Raw genomic sequence first — 17779 nt, 5'->3', positions numbered from 1 at the left:
GGTGCTCATGAGCGCTCCATGGCCGTCAGGGCCGGTCGGGTTCGCAGGAACGTGGAGACCTCGCGCAGGTGCGGGAAGCCGGTGGAGCAGCCGAACCGGCTGACGGTGATGGCGGCGCACGCGCCGGCGAAGCGGCCGGCCTCGGCCCAGTCCGAGCCGTTGAGCCGCGCGGCGATCAGCCCGGCGGCGAACGAGTCGCCGGCGCCGACGGTGCTGGCCTCGGCCACGTCGAACGCCGGGACGTGCCGCGGCTCGCGGCCCGGGCGCAGGACCGCCGCGCCCTCGGCGCCGCGCTTGAGGACGGCGATGGCGCCGGCGCTCTCGGACAGCGCCCGCACCGCCTCGGCGACCACGGCGGCGTCCGCGTCCGCGGCGAGGCCGAGCAGCGTGGCGAACTCCTCCTCCGTGCCCAGGATCACGTCGGCCTCCGTGACCACCGCGCCGACCGCGCGGGCGTAGGCGGCGCCGCCGGGCCAGCTGACCTCGCGCAGGTCGAGGTCGAGGTAGACGGTCGCCGTCCCTCCGCGCGCCCGCGCCAGCACCGACCGCGCCGCCGCGGCCGTCGTCCCGCGCGCGAGCGCGTCGGCGGACACGAGCACCGCCGGCACCCGCTCGACCGGCGCGCCGGCGAGGTCGTCCGCGGTGAGGTGGATGTCGGCGGGATCGTGGCGGTAGAACGCGAGCGGGTGATCGGGCGCGACCTGCGCGCGCAGCGCCAGCGACGTGTGCGCCTCGGCCTTGCGCGCGACGAAGCGCGTGTCGACGCCCTGGCGCGTCAGCGCCCGCAGCACCCAGTCGCCGACGAGGTCCGCGCCGACGGCGGTCAGCACCCCGGCGCGCACGCCGAGGCGCGCGGCGGCCAGCGCGACGTTGACCGGGCTGCCACCGACCATCGCGTCCCAGCCGATGGCGTCGGCGAACGCGACCCCGTGCTGCTGGGCGTAGAGGTCGAGGTTGGCCCGGCCGAGCGTGAGCAGTCGCGGCTCAGGCATGGGACGCCGGCCGAGCGGCCTCGTCCGCGTCCTCGGCGGCCGACCAGTGCGGATGGCCCGGGATCATCAGGTAGCGCTGGCGCGTCTTGTCGCGCTCGTAGGCGGCGCGCGCGTCCTGCACGGCGGGGATCGCCGAGACCTCGGCGGTGGCCATGTCCCACCAGCACGACGCGTAGCCGGGCACGCGCTCGTGCCAGTCGGTCGGGATCACGATGCACGTCGTGGTCGTGGCCGCCCGGGCGTCCGCGAGCGCCGCCTCCAGCTCGTCCCGCGTCTCGGCCCGCACCGCGGTCGCGCCGAGCCCGCGGCAGATCGCCTCGAAGTCGACGCGCAGGACGTCGCCGTCGTACCAGCCCGACGCGCCGCGCGCCCGGAAGTGACAGCCGAAGCCCTCGCTGCCGACCTGCTCCGACACGCGGCCGACGCTCGAGTAGCCGGAGTTGTCGACGACCACGACGATGACCTTCAGGCCCTCCTGGACCGCGGTGGCGATCTCGGTGTTCATCATCAGGAACGAGCCGTCGCCGACCATCACGTACACCTCACGCTCGGGCGCCGCGAGCTTCGCGCCGAGACCGCCGGCGATCTCGTAGCCCATGACCGAGTACCCGTACTCGACCTGGTAGCTGAGGTCGTCGCGCGAGCGCCACAGCTTCAGCAGGTCGCCGGGCAGCCCACCGGCCGAGGTGACGACGACGTCCTCGGGCCGCGCGGAGGCCTCGACCAGGCCGATGACCTCGCCCTGGCTGATCGGGGTCGCGCCGAGGGCGTACAGCCGCCGCACCTCGGCGTCCCAGTCCTCGTTGAGCCGCTGGACGCGCTCGCGGTAGCTCGCCTCGGTGCGGAAGCCGGCGAGCGCGTCGCCGAGCTCCTCGACCGCGACCTTGGCGTCGCCGACGAGCGGGACCGCGGCGTGCTTGTGCGCGTCCTGCTCGAAGACGTTGATGTTGACGAACCGCACGTCCGGGTTCTGGAACGCCGTCTTCGACGCGGTGATGAAGTCGGTGAAGCGCGTGCCGACGCCGATGACGAGATCCGCGTCCTCGGCGATGACGTTGGCCGCGCGCGTGCCGGCCACGCCGGCGCCGCCGAGGCTGAGCGGGTGGTCGTAGGACAGCACGCCCTTGCCGGCCTGGGTCTCGGCGACCGGGATGCCGGTCTGCTCGGCGAACCGGCGGATCGTCTCCGACGCGTCGCTGTAGCGCGCGCCGCCGCCGGCGATCAGCACCGGGCGCGAGCTGCCGCGGATCCACTCGGCCGCGCGGGCGACCTCGTCGCGGTCGGGGCGCAGGCGCGGGATCCGCCACACGCGCGGGGCGAACAGCTCCTCGGGGTAGTCGAAGGCGAACGTCTGGAGGTCCTGCGGCAGCCCGAGGAAGACCGCGCCGGTGTCGGCCGGCGAGGTCAGCGTCCGCATCGCCTCGGGCAGCGTCGCGATCAGCTGCTCGGGCCGCGTCAGGCGGTCCCAGTACCGGACGACCGGCCGGAACGTGTCGCTGACCGTGACGTCCCCGGCGTGCTCGGAGCCGACCTGCTGGAGCACCGGGTCCTGCAACCGCTCGGTGAACGTGTCGCCGGTGACCAGCAGCACCGGCAGCCGGTTGACGGTCGCGGTCGCCGCGCCCGTGACCATGTTGGTCGCGCCGGGCCCGATCGAGGTGAGGCACGCGAACGCCTGGCGGCGGCGCTTGAGCTTCGTGTAGGCCAACGCCGCGTGGACCATCGCCTGCTCGTTGCGACCCAGGTAGTACGGGAACTCGGGACCGGCCTCCTGCAGCGCCTCGGCGACGCCGCCGATGTTGCCGTGGCCGAAGATCCCCCACATCCCGGCGAAGAACGGGTGCTCGACGCCGTCGGTCTCGACGTGCTGGTTCATCAGGTAGCGGACGAGCGCCTGGGAGGTGGTCAGTCGGATGGTCAAGGCGGTGCTCCTGGATCTCGTCGTGGTTGGGACCTGCGGGTGGGCGGCGCACGTCACCGCGCACACCCTTGCCGGATCGGTCCGGCAACCTCGCTCGGCGCACTGTAGATGGAGTTCTTCCACGCGTCAAGCCTCAATGCCGGATCGTTCCGGCAAATGTCGGCGATCCGGCCGGCGCGGGTCATCGCGCCGACCGTCGCCCGCCGTCCTCAGCGTGCGGAGAACCGGTCCAGCACGTTGCGCACGACCCGCTCGGCCGTGGGCTCCGCCTGGGCCAGCGCGTGCGGCCACTCCGTCGAGCCGGCGCACACGACCTCGCCCGCGCCCTTGCTCATCCACGTGATCACGGCACAGCCGTGACGGCTGGCGTCGCGGGTCTCCGGCGTGTCGGCGCCGTGGATGGTCTCGGCCAGGAAGCGCATGTCCCCCTCGCCGATCTCGACGAAGGCACCGGGGTTGCCGTGGTCCTCCTCGGCCATCCCGCCCGGCGTCAGCGCGAGGATCTCGAGGCTCGCCGGCGCGCCGTCCTCACCGGTCGGCACGGGGAGGCCCTTGTCGAAGGTGTAGCCGACGCCGTCGGACTCGTAGCCGACCAGCGGCACGGTCCCGCCGAGCACGTCGGCGTAGTAGAGGTCGGTGCCGGCGAAGACCCAGTGGCCGGGCCGGTAGACGATGAAGCCGCCGACGCCCCGCGGCGACGACCCACCCATGCGCGAGTAGATGCCGCGACCGCCGTTGGCGCCGAAGGTCGTCACCGGCGGGTCCCCGATCGCCCGGCTCTCGAAGGCGCCGGTGGCCCGGTCGCCCGTCCCGGCCGCCGGATCGAGCTCCGGGACGTACTTGAAGCACACCTGGGCGGTGCCCTCGTCCTCGAGCCGGATCCGCCAGAGGATGTTCCCGGCGAAGCGCGCGTAGCGGCCGCCCTGCTCGACGTAGGTGTCGAGCGCGCGGCGCCCGGTGGCGGTCCAGTACTCGTCGTGGCCGACGGTCACCACGCAGTTGTAGGCCTTGATGCAGTCGGGGTCGCGGTCGAGGTCCCACTGGGTCAGGACGTCGATCGCGTAGCCCTGGCGCTCCGCCCACCGCACGAACGGCGCGTCGAAGTCGTCCCAGCCGGCGGCGCCGCTCCAGTACGAGTAGCCGTTGGCGATCGACCACTCGCCCTGCTCGCGCCGCAGCGCCCAGCCCGGAGGCGCGGTCGCCCCCATCGCCACGCGCGGCGCGCCGAGCGGCCGGCGGATCAGACCACGCGCCCACGGCCGGTCGAACGACAGCCGCGGCGAGAAGCCGTCGGCCGAGCGCTGCGACGAGGACTCGGCCGCGTGCCCGGCGGCGCCCGGGTCGTCCGCGGCGGCCGGCGCGCGGTCGCGGCTGTAGGCCGAGCCCCCGCCCCAGTCGTTGTAGGCCTGCCAGGTGTAGGTGGCGAGCACGACGGCGATCGGCGCCGACGGCGCGGCGGGCCGGACCGCGAAGAAGCCGTCCTGTGTGGCCGTGCCCCGCTCGTCGGCCACCGTGAGCTCCACGACGTACCCGCCGGAGCGCCACGTGCCCGGGATCTCGACGCTGACGCTCGCCGGCCAGCGGCACCCGCTCGCGTAGGCGTCCTCGGGCGTCGGGTGGACCGTGCCCGGCAGGCCGGTCGCCCGATGGACGACCTCCCGCTCGGCGCCGTCGCGGTAGACGAGGACGTCGAACGTGCTCGCCGTCGTCGAGACGTGCAGGGTCAGCGTCTCGCCCGGCGCGTAGGACGGCCGGCCCGCGTAGCCCCAGACCTCGAGCCGGCTCGGGTCGTCGCCCGGCCGCTCGCCGCGGATCCACTGGTACCAGTGCGGCCACTGCGGGCCCGTGCTGATGCCGCGCATCACTTCACCCTCTCCGCCGCGCGCAGCGGCGCGTTGAGCGTCTGGGCCGCGGTCGTGCGCAACAGGTCGTGCCCGTACGCGGACCGTGGCTCCTCGAAGAACGCGTCGGCCGGCGTGTGCTCGGCCACCGCGCCGTCGCGCAGCACGAGGACCTCGTCGGCCAGCACCCGCGCGACGGCCAGGTCGTGGGTCACCAGGACGCAGGCGAACCGCTTCGCCTCCTGCAGCTCGAGCAGCAGGTTGACGATCTGCGCCTGGACCGAGACGTCGAGCGCCGAGGTGGGCTCGTCACACACGAGCAGCCGCGGCTCGGCCGCCAGCGCACGCGCCAGCACGATGCGCTGGAGCTGGCCGCCGCTGAACGCGCGCGGCCGGTCGCGGGCACGCGCCGGGTCGATGCCGACCATCCCGAGCAGCTCCTCGACCCGGGCCTGGCGCTCGGGCCGCGAGATCGGTGCCCGCAGCAGCGGCTCGCCGATGCTCGCGCCGACGCTCGCGAACCGGTTGAGCGCCTCCGCCGGGTGCTGGAACACCATCTGGACCGGCGCGACCTTCCCCGGCGCGACCGCGGCCGGCGCGCCGTCGACGAGCACCGCCCCGGTGGACGGGCGCTCGAAGCCCGCGATCAGGCGCGTCAGCGTCGACTTGCCTGCGCCGCTCTCGCCCACGATCGCGATCGTCGCGTTGGCGGCCAGCGTGAACGTCACGCCGCGCAGCGCCTGGCGCACGCCGCCCCTGACGGAGTACCGGCGGGAGACGTCCTGAACGGCGAGGATCGGGGCGTCGTCAGGCTGTGACATGGCGGGCGTCCTCGGCGTCGTGGCGGTAGTGGCAGGCGACCGTCCCGGCCCCCGACGGCTCGAGCGCGGGCCGCGTGCCACGGCAACGGTCGGCCGCTCGGGGACATCGCGGCTCGAAGACGCACCCGCCGGGCCAGGTTCCCGGGACCGGCGGGGCGCCGTGGATCACCGGCAGCGGCCGACGGCGCGGTGCGTCGAGCGACGGCGAGCTCGCGATCAGCGCTCGCGTGTAGGGATGCGCGGGCGCGTGCAGGGCCTCGTCCGCGGGGCGCGCCTCGAGCACCCGCCCGGCGTACATGACCATGAGCGCATCGGCGAAGTGGCTGATGACGCCGAGGTCGTGGCTGACGAGGCACACGCCGATCCGCTCCTCGGCCGCGAGCTGCCGCACGAGCCGCATCACCTCCACGCGCACGCTCGCGTCCAGCGCCGACGTCGGCTCGTCGAGGACGAGCAGGCTCGGGCGGGCCATCATCGCCAGCGCCGTCGCGACGCGCTGGGCCATCCCGCCGCTCAGCTCGTGCGGGAACAGGCGCTGCACCGCCGCCACGTCCACGAAGCCCATGGCCTCCAGCAGGCGCTCGGCGCGCCCACGGGCCTCGCCGGAGGTCATGCGCCCCGCGCGGCAGACCCCCTCGATCAGCTGGTCGCCCACGCGGAACAGCGGGTCGAGCATGCCGAGCGGGTCCTGGAGGACGACCGACAGGCGATCGCCGAGCAGCGCGCGCACGGCCGCGCGGTCGGCCAGGTCGACCACGTCCCCGTCCGGAAGCGTCAGGTGGCCGGTCACCGCCAGCGCCGGCGCGGAGAGGCCGAGCGTCGCGCGCATCGTGAGCGTCTTGCCCGCGCCGGTCTCGCCGACGACGCCGAGGATCCGCCCCGGCGCCACCGCGAAGGACACGTCCTCGACGAGCGGCAGGGTCTCGCCGCCCGGCCGCCTCAGCGCGACGCCCAGGCCGCTGACCGCCGTCACCGGACGTCCTCCAGGTCGAGGCCGAACTTGTCCCGCAGCCCGTCCCCGACGAGGTTGGCGGCGAGCAGCAGCGCCGCGAGCATCGCGCCCGGGAACACCACGACCCACCAGCCGACGGCCAGCGTCAGCCGGCCCTGCGCCATCAGGAAGCCGAGGCTCGTCTGCGGCGGCTGCACGCCGAGGCCGACGAACGACAGGCTCGCCTCCCAGAGGAAGACGTAGCCGGCCTGCAGCGACGCGAGCACGAGCACGAACGTCGCGATCGACGGGACGATGTGCCGGACGACGATGCGACGGCGCGTGAGGCCCGCCAGGCGCGCCGCGGCGATCGACGGCCGCCGGCGCTCGAGCTGGACCTGCGTGCGGACGATCCGCGCGTAGGGCACCCAGCTGACGGCGCTCACGAGCAGGATCAGCTTCAGGGTGCCGGTCCCGACGATCGCGGACGCCGACAGGAAGAGCAGCAGCGGCGGGATCGCGAGCGAGAGCTCGACGAGCCGCATCAGCAGCGCGTCGACGACGCCGCCCATGAAGCCCGCCGCGATCCCGACGACGACGCCGACCACCGAGGACAGGCACACGGTCGCGACCGCGATCGCCAGCGACAGCGGCACGCTCGCGGCGATCCACGCGAAGACGTCCCGTCCGAGCGGGTCCGTCCCGAGCAGGTGGCCGCCGGTGCCCGGCGCGGCGAGGCTCGCGGTCAGATCCTGGTGCAGGGGGTCGGGCAGCGCGAAGTGCCCGACCGCGCTGATCAGCAGCGCGAGCCCGAGGATCGTCAGGCCGGCGGTGAGGTTCCCGTTGCGCCGCGTGCCGGGGGCACGCCGGCGGGCCGTCGCCAGCCGCCGCCACGCCGGGGCCGTCTGGGGCATGGTCACGCCCATCTTCACCTCGCCTCCCTCAGCCGCGGATCGACGGTCATCGCGACCAGGTCCGCCAGCAGGTTCATCAGGATGTAGACCACCGCGATCGCGATCACGATCGCCTGGATCACCGGGATGTCGCGGTTCGTGGTCGCCTGGACCGCGAGGTTGCCGAGCCCCGGCCAGCTGAACACGGTCTCGACGATCACCGTGCCGCCGATCATCCAGCCGAACTGGAGCGCCAGGAACGTCACCGTGACCGGGAACGTGTTGCGCAGCGCGTGCCGGACCACGATGTCGCGGTCGCTCAGGCCCTTGGCCTGGAGCGCCGTGACGAACTCCATGCCCATGATGTCGAGGAGGTGCCCGCGCAGCAGGCGGACCAGCGTGGACATCAGCGGGATCGCGATCGCCAGGACCGGCAGCACGTAGTTCGCCGGCCCTCCCGCGCCGATGACGGGGAACCAGCCGAGCCAGACGGAGAAGACCAGGACGAAGACGATCGCCAGCCAGAACTCGGGCAGCCCCTGCATCACGGTCAGCGCCGTGCGCAGCGACCGGTCGGTCCGCGTGTTGCGCCGCAGGATGCTGTGCACGGCGATCGGCACGCTCACCGCCACGGCGACGAGCATCGCCAGGACGACCAGCGCGAGCGTGTACGGCAGGGCGTGGAACATGAGCGAGAACGCCGACACCGGCTGCCGCACGGAGTCGCCGAAGTCGCCCTGCACCGCGTGCACGACGTACTCGACGAACCGCGCGGGGATCGGCTTGTCGTACCCGTACTCGTGCTTCAGCGCCGCCCGCTGCTCCGGTGTGCTGTTCAGTCCGGCCAGCAGATCGATCGGGTTGCCCGAGAGGTTGGCGAGCACGAAGCTGAGCGTGATCGCCCCGAGCAGGACGACCACGCCCTGCCCCAGGCGCGTGGCGATCATCCGCGGCACGACGATCGGCCCCGCCTCACCGTGACGCCGGCCGGTACGCCGGCCCCAACTGCGGCTGGTAGCCGTCCAGAGGCGGCTTGAAGCCCGCGATCGACGCGTCGTAGGCGTCGATGAACGTGTGCGCCCACATCGGCAGGCACGGCAGCTCGCGCGCCCACGTCTCCTGGACGCCGGCCACCATGCGCAGCCGCTCGGGGCCGTCCGCGACCGCGTTCATCTTCGCGATCTGGTCCAGCAGGTCCTTGCCCTGGTACTGGGAGTAGAACTCCACGTTGTTGACGTGCAGGGCGCTGCCGGCGACGAAGCCGTTCTCCAGGATGACCACGTCGTACTTGCGCTTGCCGCCCTTGACGAGGTCCTTGTCGCCGACGCCCTGGTCGACGACGTCGCACTTGGTGGAGAAGCCGGCGTCGTTGGCCATCGCGGCGATCGCCTGGCCGAGCGAGCTGGCCAGCAGCAGCGAGTCGAACGTGCACATCGTGATCTCGACCGGGCCCGTGTGGCCGGCCGCCTTCAGCAGGCTCTTGGCCTTCTCCGGGTCGTGCTCGTACTGGGTCGCCGGCTTCGCGAAGCCGTAGGCCTCGGGCGGCAGCGGGGAGCCGGTCACCACGCCGTAGCCGCGGAACACCGAGTCGAGGATCGCCTGCCGGTCGATGGCGTACATCAACGCCTGCCGCACGCGGACGTCGTCGAACGGCGGCCGGGCCGCGGTCAGCGACAGCTGCACGACCGTGAGCGTCGGGACCGACGCGGTCGTCAGGCCCGACCGGCCCTTCAGCCCGGCGGCGGTCGGCGGCGGGACCTTCGTGACGATGTTCAGGTCGCCGGCCTGCAGCGCCGACACGCGCGTGCTCTCGTCCGGGACGACCTTGAAGACCGCGTTCTTGAAGTACGGCCCGGCGCCCCAGTAGCCGTCGAACGCCGCGGCGACGACGTCGTTGCCCTGGCGCCGGACGAAGCGATACGGGCCGGTGCCGACGGGCGTCGCGTTGACGCGGCGGCCGACCACGGCGCTCGGCCCGTCGAGCAGCTTGGGCGAGATCATCTTCACGACGCTCATGTAGCGCCCGAACTCGGGAAACGGCTCCTTGAAGCGGACGACGAGCCGGGCCGGGCTCGAGGCGTCCACCTTGGCCGGGTTCCCCACGAGGAACGACACGGCGCTGCCACTGCGCGCGTGGTAGTCGATGCTCGACTTCACCGCGCCGGCGTCGAACGCCGTGCCGTCGTGGAAGGTCACGCCCTCGCGGAGGTCGAAGGTCCACTCGGTGGCGTCCGCGTTGACCGTGTGGCCCGTGGCCAGCCACGGCCGCAGCTCGCCGTCGTAGCGGAGCAGCGACTCGTACAGGTTGCCCGACACCGGCAGGTCGTTGGCGCTGAACGTGGTCGTCGGGTCCAGCGACGGCGGCGCGCCCGCAAGCGCGAGGGAGACCGAGCCGGTCGGCGCCCCCGGGGGCTTCCCGGTCGCCGCCGCCGTCGGCCGGCCACCGCCCGTGGCACCGCCGCAGGCGGCGATGAACGCGCTCAGCCCGGTCAGGCCGGCGACGCTCCCGGCCGACCGCTTGAGGAAGCGCTGCCGGGTGATCCCCGGCCGGTCCTCGTCCCCGGCGCTCCGGCCGAACACCACGTCGTCGTCTCCATCGCCTGTCTCGCTCACCTCTGCTCCTCTCCTTCCCTGTTCGCCGGGAACGACGCCACGAGGCGCCGGGAGGCCGCTTTCAGCCACCACTGAGCCGGAACGATCCGGCCGACACCTGGGCGCTCCCCCTCTCGACGCCGGAACGGTCCGGCATGGCCGTACGTTATTGCGACGCTTGCGCGGCTGTCAAGGGCTCGCCCGCACCGCGATGCGGAACGCCCGCCGTGGCGGCTACGCCTGCGCCACCGGCGAGGGCGCGCCCGTCGAGCCGCGCACGACCAGCCGCGGCTCGATCACCGCGGACTTCGGGGTCTCGCCCGGCGTGAGGTGGTCCACGACCGCCTGAACGCCGAGACGAGCGAGCTCGGCGACGGGCTGCGCGATCGTGGTCAGCGCGATCATCGGCACCCCCGCGAGGAGCATGTCGTCGAAGCCGACGACGGAGAGGTCGTCCGGCACACGCAGACCGAGCTCCATGGCGCAGGACATCAGCTCGATGGCGGTGATGTCGGAGGCGGCGAACGCGGCCGTGGGCCGGTCGGGCGCCGCCAGGAGCTCTCGGACCGCGTCCATGCGCCGCGGATCGGAGCGCGGCCCGATCTTCCGGATGAGGTCGTCCGGCGCCTCGAGCCCGGCGCGACGCAGCGCGGCGCGGTAGCCGGCGACGCGCGCGGCGTCCGTGCCGGCCGTGAGCATCGTGCCGCTGACGTAGGCGATCCGCGTGTGGCCGGCGTCGAGGAGATGCTCGACCGCGAGGCGCGCGCCGCTGACGTCGTCGATGGCGATCGACGTCCCCGCCGTCCCGCGGTAGCCGATCGAGACGACGTGGGTGTGGGCGCCGATCGACTGCAGGCCCTGGTCGTCGCCGGTGTAGGCGACGAGGATCAGCGCGGCGACGCGGTGCTCCAGGAGGTTGGAGATCGCGGCGCCCTCACCGCCCAGGTCGGGGCCGGCGGTCGCGAGCAGGACGCGGAACCCGTTGGCCGCGGCCTGCTGCTCCAGCTGGGCGGTCAGCTCGGCGTTGAAGGGGTCCGAGAAGTCGCCGACCAGGAGCCCGACGACCTCGCTGCGCCGGCGCGTCAGGTCCCGCGCGCCGGCGTGCGGGCGGTAGCCGAGCCGCGTCGCGGCGTCCTCGACGCGCGCACGGGTCTTCTCCGATACGCGCCCCTTCCCGGTCAGCGCGTCCGCGGCCGTCGTCTTGGCCACGCCGGCCAGCCGGGCCACGTCGCGGATCGTCGGCAGCGGCGGCAGGGGGGAATCGGAGTCGCGACCCATCGGCGCCGATCATATCCGGGCGCCGAACCGGTCCGCCCAGCGCGCAGGCCCCCTTGACAGCTCACCGGTGCTCCACTACTTTGCCCAACCCCATGCCGGATCGGTCCGGCAACCTTTCCTCACCCAAGGGGTTCAGATGCCCGACATCGTCGGTACCCGCAGTGACGCCACGCGCCTTGCGCTGCTCGGAGGCGCGCCCGTCGGGGCGCCCGAGCGTCCCGCGTTCCCACGCATCACCGACCGGGCCCGTCGGCGCGTCGACGCGGCGCTCGCCGACGGTGCGATGCCGGAGGTGGCCAACCGGCTCGTGGGCCTGAGCAACGCGCATCCCGCGATCGGCGAGGCCGAGGCGGCGATCGCCGCGTGGCACGGCGTCGACCGGTGCCTGACCACGTCGACGGGCGAGGCCTCGCTGCACGCGTGCCTGATCGGGCTGGAGATCACCGGCGGCGCCGAGGTCATCACGACGCCCTACACCTACGGCTGCTCGACCTCCCCCATCCTGCACAACGACGCGGTCCCGGTCTTCGTCGACGTCGATCCGGTGACCGGCCTCCTCGACCCTGCCGCCGTCGAGGCCGCGATCGGCCCCCGGACCGAGGCGATCCTCGTCACGCACATCTACGGGCAGCCCGCCGACATGACCGCGCTGCGCGCGATCGCCGACCGCCACGGCCTCGCGCTCGTCGAGGACGGCAGCCAGGCCCACGGCGCCCGCCACCGCGGCACGCGCGTCGGCGCGTTCGGCGACGCCGCGGGGTTCTCGTGCATGGGCGGCAAGCTGCTGGCCACGACCGAGGCGGGGTACATGGTCACGCGCCGCGACGACGTGTACTGGAAGACCGTGATCAGCTGCCAGCACGCGGGCAACGCCGAGGTCCCGGGCCGCGCCGCCGAGGCGGGCTTCCCCTCCGACCTCAACCCGTTCGTCGACTCCCTCATCTACTCGTACCGCATCAACGTGCTGAGCGCGATCCTGCTCACCGAGCAGCTCGCCAAGCTCGACGAGGAGAACGCCAACCGCACCCGCAACCGCGACGCGCTCGTCGGCATGCTCGCCGACGTGCCCAGCATCAGCGCGCCGGTCTACCCGGACGACGACGAGCCCGTCTACCACATCGTGTCGCTCAACTTCGAGCCCGAGCACGCGGGCATCTCCAAGGCGACCTACCTGAAAGCGCTCGCCGCCGAGGGCGCGCCGGTCTTCAGCTACGTCGAGACGCCGCTGCACCGCCTCGAGCGCCTCCGGCCCCAGACGCGCGCGCCGCGCGTCATGTGGACCGACCGGATCACGCGCGCCGGGATCGACTACTCCGCGCTCGAGCTGCCGGGCTGCGACCACAAGGTCGAGCGCTCGATCGAGATGTCGTGGAACTGGATCGACGACGACCCCGCCGCCATGCGCCGCCTGGCCGACTGCTTCGAGAAGGTCGACGCGCAGCTGCCTGCCCTGCGCGAGCACGAGCAGCGCCACGGCCACGGCGCGCTGAGCGCCGGCTAGCCAGTTGATTCGAACGGCGAAGCGGGGCCGCTGACCCCAAGGTCCCGCTACCGCGCGCCCGACGCCGTGGGCAGGCAGGCGAACAGCGCTTCGAGCAGCCTTCGCGCCCGTCGGTCCTGCGTCTCCTCGCGCAGCTCGTTCATCACGAACGAGTACGCCACGTCGTGTGAGGGCCACCAGCCGTGGCTGGATCCGCCCGCGCCCCCGTGGCCGAACGCGTCGGCGGGAGGCCCGAAGTAGCTGCGCGTGGGGACCTGCAGCTGGAACCCGGCGCCGTAGCGGATCGGCTCGTCGGAGAGCGGGTCGATCCCCGCCGCCCGCTCTTCGGTGACGAGCGTGCGCGTCGGCGCGGACACCAGCGGTGGCCGCCGGTCGAGCTGCCCGGCGAACCGGGCGTAGCACCTCGCCATCCCGGCGGCCGTGCCGATCGCCCCGGCTCCCGGGATCTCGGCCGCGCGGAGCGCGGACGAGTTCCAACCGATGCGCTCACCGCTCCAGAGCCCTGCGGGCCCGAACATCCGTGCGGCGCCCTCGGCGCGCAGGCGCGTGGCGTTGCGCTCCCACGTCGCACCGGCGAACAGCTCCGCGACCCGTCCCTGCTGCTGAGCAGGCATGCCGAAGCGGACATCGGCGCCCGCCGGGCCGGCGATCTCGGCGGCGAAGAGCTCCGCGAGCGGCAGGCCGGAGACGCGCCGCACGACCTCTCCGCAGAGCCAGCCGAAGGTCAGAGGGTGATAGCAGGGCCGGCCCTGCAGGGCGGCGTCGGGCGCCTGCGCCGCCAGGAGCCGGCCGAGCTTCGCCGGGTCGCGGAGATCGTCCGCCGACGGCGGGCTCGCGAGCGCCACGAGGCCCGCGCTGTGCGATGCCAGCCGGCCGACGGTGATGTCGCCCTTGCCCGCCGCCGCGAACTCGGGCCAGTAGCGGCTCACGGGCGCCTCGAGGTCGAGCGCCCCGCGATCGACCAGGAGCGCCAGGCACATCGCCACCAGGCCCTTGGAGCCCGAGAACACCGTCACCGCCGTGTGCGGCCCCCACGGTCTCCCGGTCGCGGGCTCGGCGCATCCGCCGGTCAGGTCGAGCACCAGCCGGCCGCCCACGACGGCCGCGAAGCCGGCGCCGCCGCGCCCCTCGGCGAGGAGCGACGCGAAGACCTCGCGAACCGGGTCGTAGCGCGCGCCGGCGGCGACGTTCACGCCGACGCCGTCTCGCTCCGCGCCGCGACACCGCTGCGCTCATGCCGCCGCAGGTGGTCGAGGCCCTCCTCGAGCTTCGCGAACGCGCGCGCCAGGCTCGCCATCGACTCGGGGTCGTCCTCGAAGTGGTTCCACGGGATCTCGATCGAGCGCGCCACCTTCTCGTCGCACCCGGGAAGCTCGGCGGCGTTCGGGTCGACGCCCGCGCGGCGGAGGGTCTCGGTCCACATGACGCGCGGCCCGTCGTAGCTCGGGCTCAGCCGGGGTGAGCGGTGCAGGCCGTTCGCGACGTAGGCGACGGCCGGCACGCCCTCGGCGTTCAGCGCGGCGAGGTACGTGTCGCGCGACACGCCGGCGTGCTCGGCGTCGAAGTTGAGCGTGACCATGTGGTACACGCACTCGTCCTGGGCGTCATGGGACGGCCAGCTCACGCTCCCGACCCCGTCGAGCGCGGCGAAGAGCGCCGACGCGTTGCGACGGCGCGCCGCGTTCTCGGCATCGACGTACGGGAGCCGGTCGAGCGTCAGCAGCGCGGTGACGATGTTCGGCCGGTAGGTGTAGACCATCGAGTCGATGTGCTGACGCAGCTCGTCCGGGAACCCCGGCTCGCTCGCACGCCCGATCAGCTCTCCGCGGCCGGCGTGCTGCCCGCTGATCGTCGCCTTCCAGTACACGTCGGCCACACGCGTGACGAGGTAGCCGCCCTCCGTGGTCGCGAGCGGCTTGACGCCGTTGGTCGAGAACGCGCCGGCCTCGCCGAACCCGCCGACCCGCCGGCCGCGGTGCCGGGCGCCGTGAGCCTGGCTGCCGTCCTCGACGACGACGAGGCCGTGCGCCTCCGCGAACGACATGATCGCCGTCATGTCGGCCGGCTGGCCGTAGAGGTGCGGCACGAGGATCGCGCGCGTGCGCGACGTCAGCCCGGCGGCGAGCGCGGACGGGTCGATCAGCCCGGTCTCGGGCGACACGTCGACGAACACCGGGACGGCGCCGTTGTGCAGGATGCACGACACGGACGCGCCCCAGGAGTAGGGCGACGTCAGCACCTCGTCGCCGCCCGTGATCTCGAGGCCGATCAGCGCGGACTGCAGCGCGCCGTGCCCGGAGCTGGTCGCCAGCGCGAGCTCGACGTCGTGGTATGCCGCGAGGCGCTCCTCGAGCTCGGCGATGATCGGGTGGCCCTTGCTGAGCCCCTGCATCGGACCGCGATCGAGCGCCTCCCGAACCCTGTCGTAGGCGGCGGCCGTGAACCGCGGGTACTTCGGGGCTGTGCGGCGATGTTCCACGGGGCCGCCGAGGAGCGCGAGCGCGCTGGCGTGGGTCATGGGACGCAGGCTATCGGCCATCGGTCGACCGGTCAACCAATTGCTACCAGAGCGTCTGCCCGCCCTCGACGACGAGGTTGTGGCCGGTCACGTAGTCCGACCCCTCGCAGGCCAGGAAGACGACCGCGGCCTGGAGGTCGCGCACCTCGCCGAGCCGACCGGCCGGGATCTGCGTGAGCCACTCGGACACGAGCGGTCGCAGCGCTTCGGACTCCTCGATCAGCGCGGTGCGGATGATCCCGGGCGAGATGCAGTTGACCGAGACGCCGCGGTCCGCCCACTCGGCGGCCAGCGTGCGCGTGAGCTGGACCACGCTCGCCTTCGCGGCGTTGTAGGCCGCCTGCTTCTGAGGGTGGGGCACGAGGATGGAGGCCATCGACGCCGTGTTGACGATCTTCCCGTAGCCCGCCTCGAGCATGATCCGCCCGGCGGCCTGGCAGCCCAGGAAGACCGCGCGCGCGTTGATCGCGAAGACCTCGTCCCACTCCGCGATCGGCGTGCTCTCGGCCGCCGAGTTGCGGTTGACGCCCGCGTTGTTCACCGCGATCTCGAGACCACCCCAGCGGTCGACGACGTGGCCCACATAGCGCTCGGCGGCGTCCTCACGGCTGACGTCCGCCTCGATCGCGAGCGCATCGATGCCCTTGGCCGACAGCTCGGCGGCGACGGCCTCGGCGCGACGGCGGTCGAGGTCGATGACCGCGACCCTCGCGCCGGCCTCGCCGAGCGCATGGGCGAACGCCCGCCCGATGCCCTGGCCGGCCCCGGTGACGAGCGCCCGGCGCCCGTCGAGCCGGAAGCGCTCGAGCACCGGCTTGGCGTCGTCGGTCGTCAAGTGGTCGTGGGCCATCGTCGAGCTCCTTGTTCGTGGTCGAGTGCCAGCGCCGTGACGACCGCGCTGAGGCGGCCGGCCAGCAGGGACGGGGCGTTCAAGAACACCAAGTTGGCGCCGCTGTCGACGAGCCGCTGCGCTTCGCGCTCGTCGGCGGCCAGCATGCACAGCGAGAGCCCCGTGCCGATCACCGCCTGGCGGATGCGATCGAGCGCATCGACGACCGCCGGATGGGTGGTCTCACCGGGTCGGCCGAGCGACGCCGACAGGTCCGACGGGCCGATGAAGACGCCGTCGAGCCCGTCGGTGCCCAGGATCTCCGGCATGCGCTCGAGCGCCTCGGCGTCCTCGAGCTGCCCGATCAGCACGACGTCGCGGCGGGCAGCGTCGAGGTGGTCGGCCAGCGGCCGCAGCCCGTGCCGCCCGGCGCGCGTCGAGAGCGCGAGGCTGCGGCGGCCCGCGGGCGGGTAGCGGACGAGCGCGGCGGCCGCGGCGACGTCGTCCGCCGACCGGATGTGCGGCACGACGATGCCGTGCGCGCCGGTGTCCAGGGCGCGGAGGATGTCCGGGCTCCGGGCGTCGCTGACGCGGACGAGCGAGCGGATGCCGGCGCTGTCCGCCGCGCGGATGTGATGCTCGAGCTCCGTCATCCCGCTCGGGCCGTGCTCGGTGTCGATCAACACGTAGTCGAAGCCCGCGTGGCCGGCCAGCTCGACCGTCGCGGCCGCGGGCATCTTCACGATCAGGCCGAGCAGCGGGCGGTCGCGGTGCAGGCCACCGCCGTTGGTGGAACTGGTCACGATGAGCTCCCTGTGGTCGATGCGGACGGGCTTGAGAACGCGCGGATCTTGGCCTCGGCCGCCGACCGCGTCGCGCCGATGACGGGATCGAGGAGGGCGGCGACGCCGTCTCCCGCAGGGGGATCGGCAGCGCGCGCGAGGACCGCTTCGCGCAGCGCATGTCGCAACTCGGTGTTCACGTTGAGCTTGGCGACCCCGAGGGCGATCGCCGCCGACACCTCCGCCGGGGGCAGTCCCGACGCCCCGTGCAGGACCAGCGGGATCTCGACGGCGCGGCCGATGCGCGCGAGCAGGTCGAGGTCGAGACGGACCGGCTCGTCGCCGATGCCGTGAACGTTGCCGATGGCGACGGCCAGCGCATCCACGCCCGTCTCGGCGACGAACCGGGCCGCCGCGCCCGGGTCGGTCGTCGCGGTCGCCTGGCGCCCCGACGACTCGTCCTCGTCGCCGGCGATGCCCGCCAACTCGGCCTCCACCCAGGCGCCGGCGGCGTGGGCGCGCCGGACGACCTCGCGCGTCGCCTCGATGTTCCGCTCCAGCGACCGGGCCGAGCCGTCGAACATCACGGAGGTATAGCCCAGGCGCAGGCAGGCCTCGATCTCGCCGAGGTCCGTCGCGTGATCGAGATGCACGCCCGCCGGCACGGCGGCGGTGGCGGCCAGCCCGAGAGCGAGGCCCGCGAGCGGCTCGCGGCCGGCGTAGCGGAACGCGCTCGACCCCGCCTGCAGGAGGACCGGGGCCCCGACGGCCTCGGCGGCGCGGATCACGCCCAGCCCCTGCTCGAGGTTGTAGATCGAGAAGCCGACCAGCGCCCGGCGCTCCCGACGTGCCTGCCTCAGCGCTTCCACACCCACACCGT

At 73.6% G+C, this 17779-nt stretch carries 15 protein-coding genes; 1 reads left to right on the top strand and 14 read right to left on the bottom strand.

Annotation, left to right across the window (positions count from 1 at the left end; all coding sequences use genetic code 11):
- Positions 1-5 precede the first annotated feature (5 nt).
- From VFG42_RS13740 to VFG42_RS13700, 9 genes are all read right to left on the bottom strand, one after another.
- Positions 6-992 (bottom strand): PfkB family carbohydrate kinase, encoded by a 987-nt coding sequence (locus VFG42_RS13740; RefSeq protein ID WP_324909302.1) that lies wholly within the window; start codon positions 990-992, stop codon positions 6-8.
- A complete protein-coding gene (gene iolD / locus VFG42_RS13735) occupies positions 985-2913 on the bottom strand; it encodes a 3D-(3,5/4)-trihydroxycyclohexane-1,2-dione acylhydrolase (decyclizing) (protein WP_324909301.1) in 1929 nt (642 codons plus the stop codon). The genes VFG42_RS13740 and iolD overlap by 8 nt, the downstream gene beginning before the upstream one ends.
- Before the next feature lie 209 nt (positions 2914-3122).
- The gene (locus tag VFG42_RS13730) at positions 3123-4775 is read right to left on the bottom strand and encodes a N,N-dimethylformamidase beta subunit family domain-containing protein (protein ID WP_324909300.1); all 1653 of its coding nucleotides are present in this window, start codon (positions 4773-4775) and stop codon (positions 3123-3125) included.
- Positions 4775-5575, bottom strand: a complete 801-nt coding sequence (locus VFG42_RS13725) for an ABC transporter ATP-binding protein (protein ID WP_324909299.1) — start codon at positions 5573-5575, stop codon at positions 4775-4777. Before VFG42_RS13725 ends, VFG42_RS13730 begins: the two co-directional genes overlap by 1 nt.
- A complete protein-coding gene (locus VFG42_RS13720; protein ID WP_324909298.1) occupies positions 5562-6548 on the bottom strand; it encodes an ABC transporter ATP-binding protein in 987 nt (328 codons plus the stop codon). Before VFG42_RS13720 ends, VFG42_RS13725 begins: the two co-directional genes overlap by 14 nt.
- A complete protein-coding gene (locus tag VFG42_RS13715) occupies positions 6545-7420 on the bottom strand; it encodes an ABC transporter permease (RefSeq protein ID WP_324909297.1) in 876 nt (291 codons plus the stop codon). Before VFG42_RS13715 ends, VFG42_RS13720 begins: the two co-directional genes overlap by 4 nt.
- Before the next feature lie 14 nt (positions 7421-7434).
- On the bottom strand, positions 7435-8346 hold the full coding sequence (locus VFG42_RS13710) for an ABC transporter permease (protein ID WP_324909296.1): 912 nt from the start codon (positions 8344-8346) through the stop codon (positions 7435-7437).
- Between the two features lie 25 nt (positions 8347-8371).
- Positions 8372-10012: an ABC transporter substrate-binding protein gene (locus VFG42_RS13705; RefSeq protein ID WP_324909295.1), complete on the bottom strand. Its 1641-nt coding sequence runs from the start codon at positions 10010-10012 to the stop codon at positions 8372-8374.
- Between the two features lie 213 nt (positions 10013-10225).
- Positions 10226-11269 carry a LacI family DNA-binding transcriptional regulator gene (locus tag VFG42_RS13700; protein ID WP_324909294.1) on the bottom strand — a complete coding sequence of 348 codons (1044 nt, stop codon included), beginning with the start codon at positions 11267-11269 and terminating at the stop codon, positions 10226-10228.
- A gap of 136 nt (positions 11270-11405) precedes the next feature.
- Here VFG42_RS13700 and VFG42_RS13695 point away from each other — a divergent pair, with 136 nt between their 5' ends.
- Positions 11406-12770 carry a DegT/DnrJ/EryC1/StrS family aminotransferase gene (locus VFG42_RS13695; protein WP_324909293.1) on the top strand — a complete coding sequence of 455 codons (1365 nt, stop codon included), beginning with the start codon at positions 11406-11408 and terminating at the stop codon, positions 12768-12770.
- Positions 12771-12817: 47 nt separating this feature from the next.
- On the opposite strand, the gene VFG42_RS13690 is transcribed toward VFG42_RS13695, so the two are convergent.
- From VFG42_RS13690 to VFG42_RS13670, 5 genes are read right to left on the bottom strand one after another with little or no spacing between them, the layout of a single operon-like run.
- Positions 12818-13963 carry a serine hydrolase domain-containing protein gene (locus VFG42_RS13690; protein ID WP_324909292.1) on the bottom strand — a complete coding sequence of 382 codons (1146 nt, stop codon included), beginning with the start codon at positions 13961-13963 and terminating at the stop codon, positions 12818-12820.
- Positions 13960-15288: a DegT/DnrJ/EryC1/StrS family aminotransferase gene (locus VFG42_RS13685; RefSeq protein WP_324909291.1), complete on the bottom strand. Its 1329-nt coding sequence runs from the start codon at positions 15286-15288 to the stop codon at positions 13960-13962. The genes VFG42_RS13690 and VFG42_RS13685 overlap by 4 nt, the downstream gene beginning before the upstream one ends.
- A 43-nt stretch (positions 15289-15331) precedes the next feature.
- Positions 15332-16138, bottom strand: coding sequence for an SDR family NAD(P)-dependent oxidoreductase (locus VFG42_RS13680; protein ID WP_324909290.1), 807 nt, complete (start codon positions 16136-16138; stop codon positions 15332-15334).
- A complete protein-coding gene (locus VFG42_RS13675; protein ID WP_324909289.1) occupies positions 16120-16920 on the bottom strand; it encodes an HpcH/HpaI aldolase family protein in 801 nt (266 codons plus the stop codon). Before VFG42_RS13675 ends, VFG42_RS13680 begins: the two co-directional genes overlap by 19 nt.
- Entirely contained in the window at positions 16917-17768 is an 852-nt protein-coding gene (locus tag VFG42_RS13670) for a class II fructose-bisphosphate aldolase (RefSeq protein ID WP_324909288.1), read from the bottom strand. Before VFG42_RS13670 ends, VFG42_RS13675 begins: the two co-directional genes overlap by 4 nt.
- Positions 17769-17779 lie beyond the last annotated feature (11 nt).

Origin of the sequence: Baekduia sp., from assembly GCF_035685985.1 — a bacterium.
In the GTDB taxonomy this organism is placed as follows: domain Bacteria; phylum Actinomycetota; class Thermoleophilia; order Solirubrobacterales; family Solirubrobacteraceae; genus Baekduia.
The sequence above is the reverse complement of the archived record's forward strand: the minus strand, read 5'-3'. Positions and strand labels throughout refer to the sequence as shown.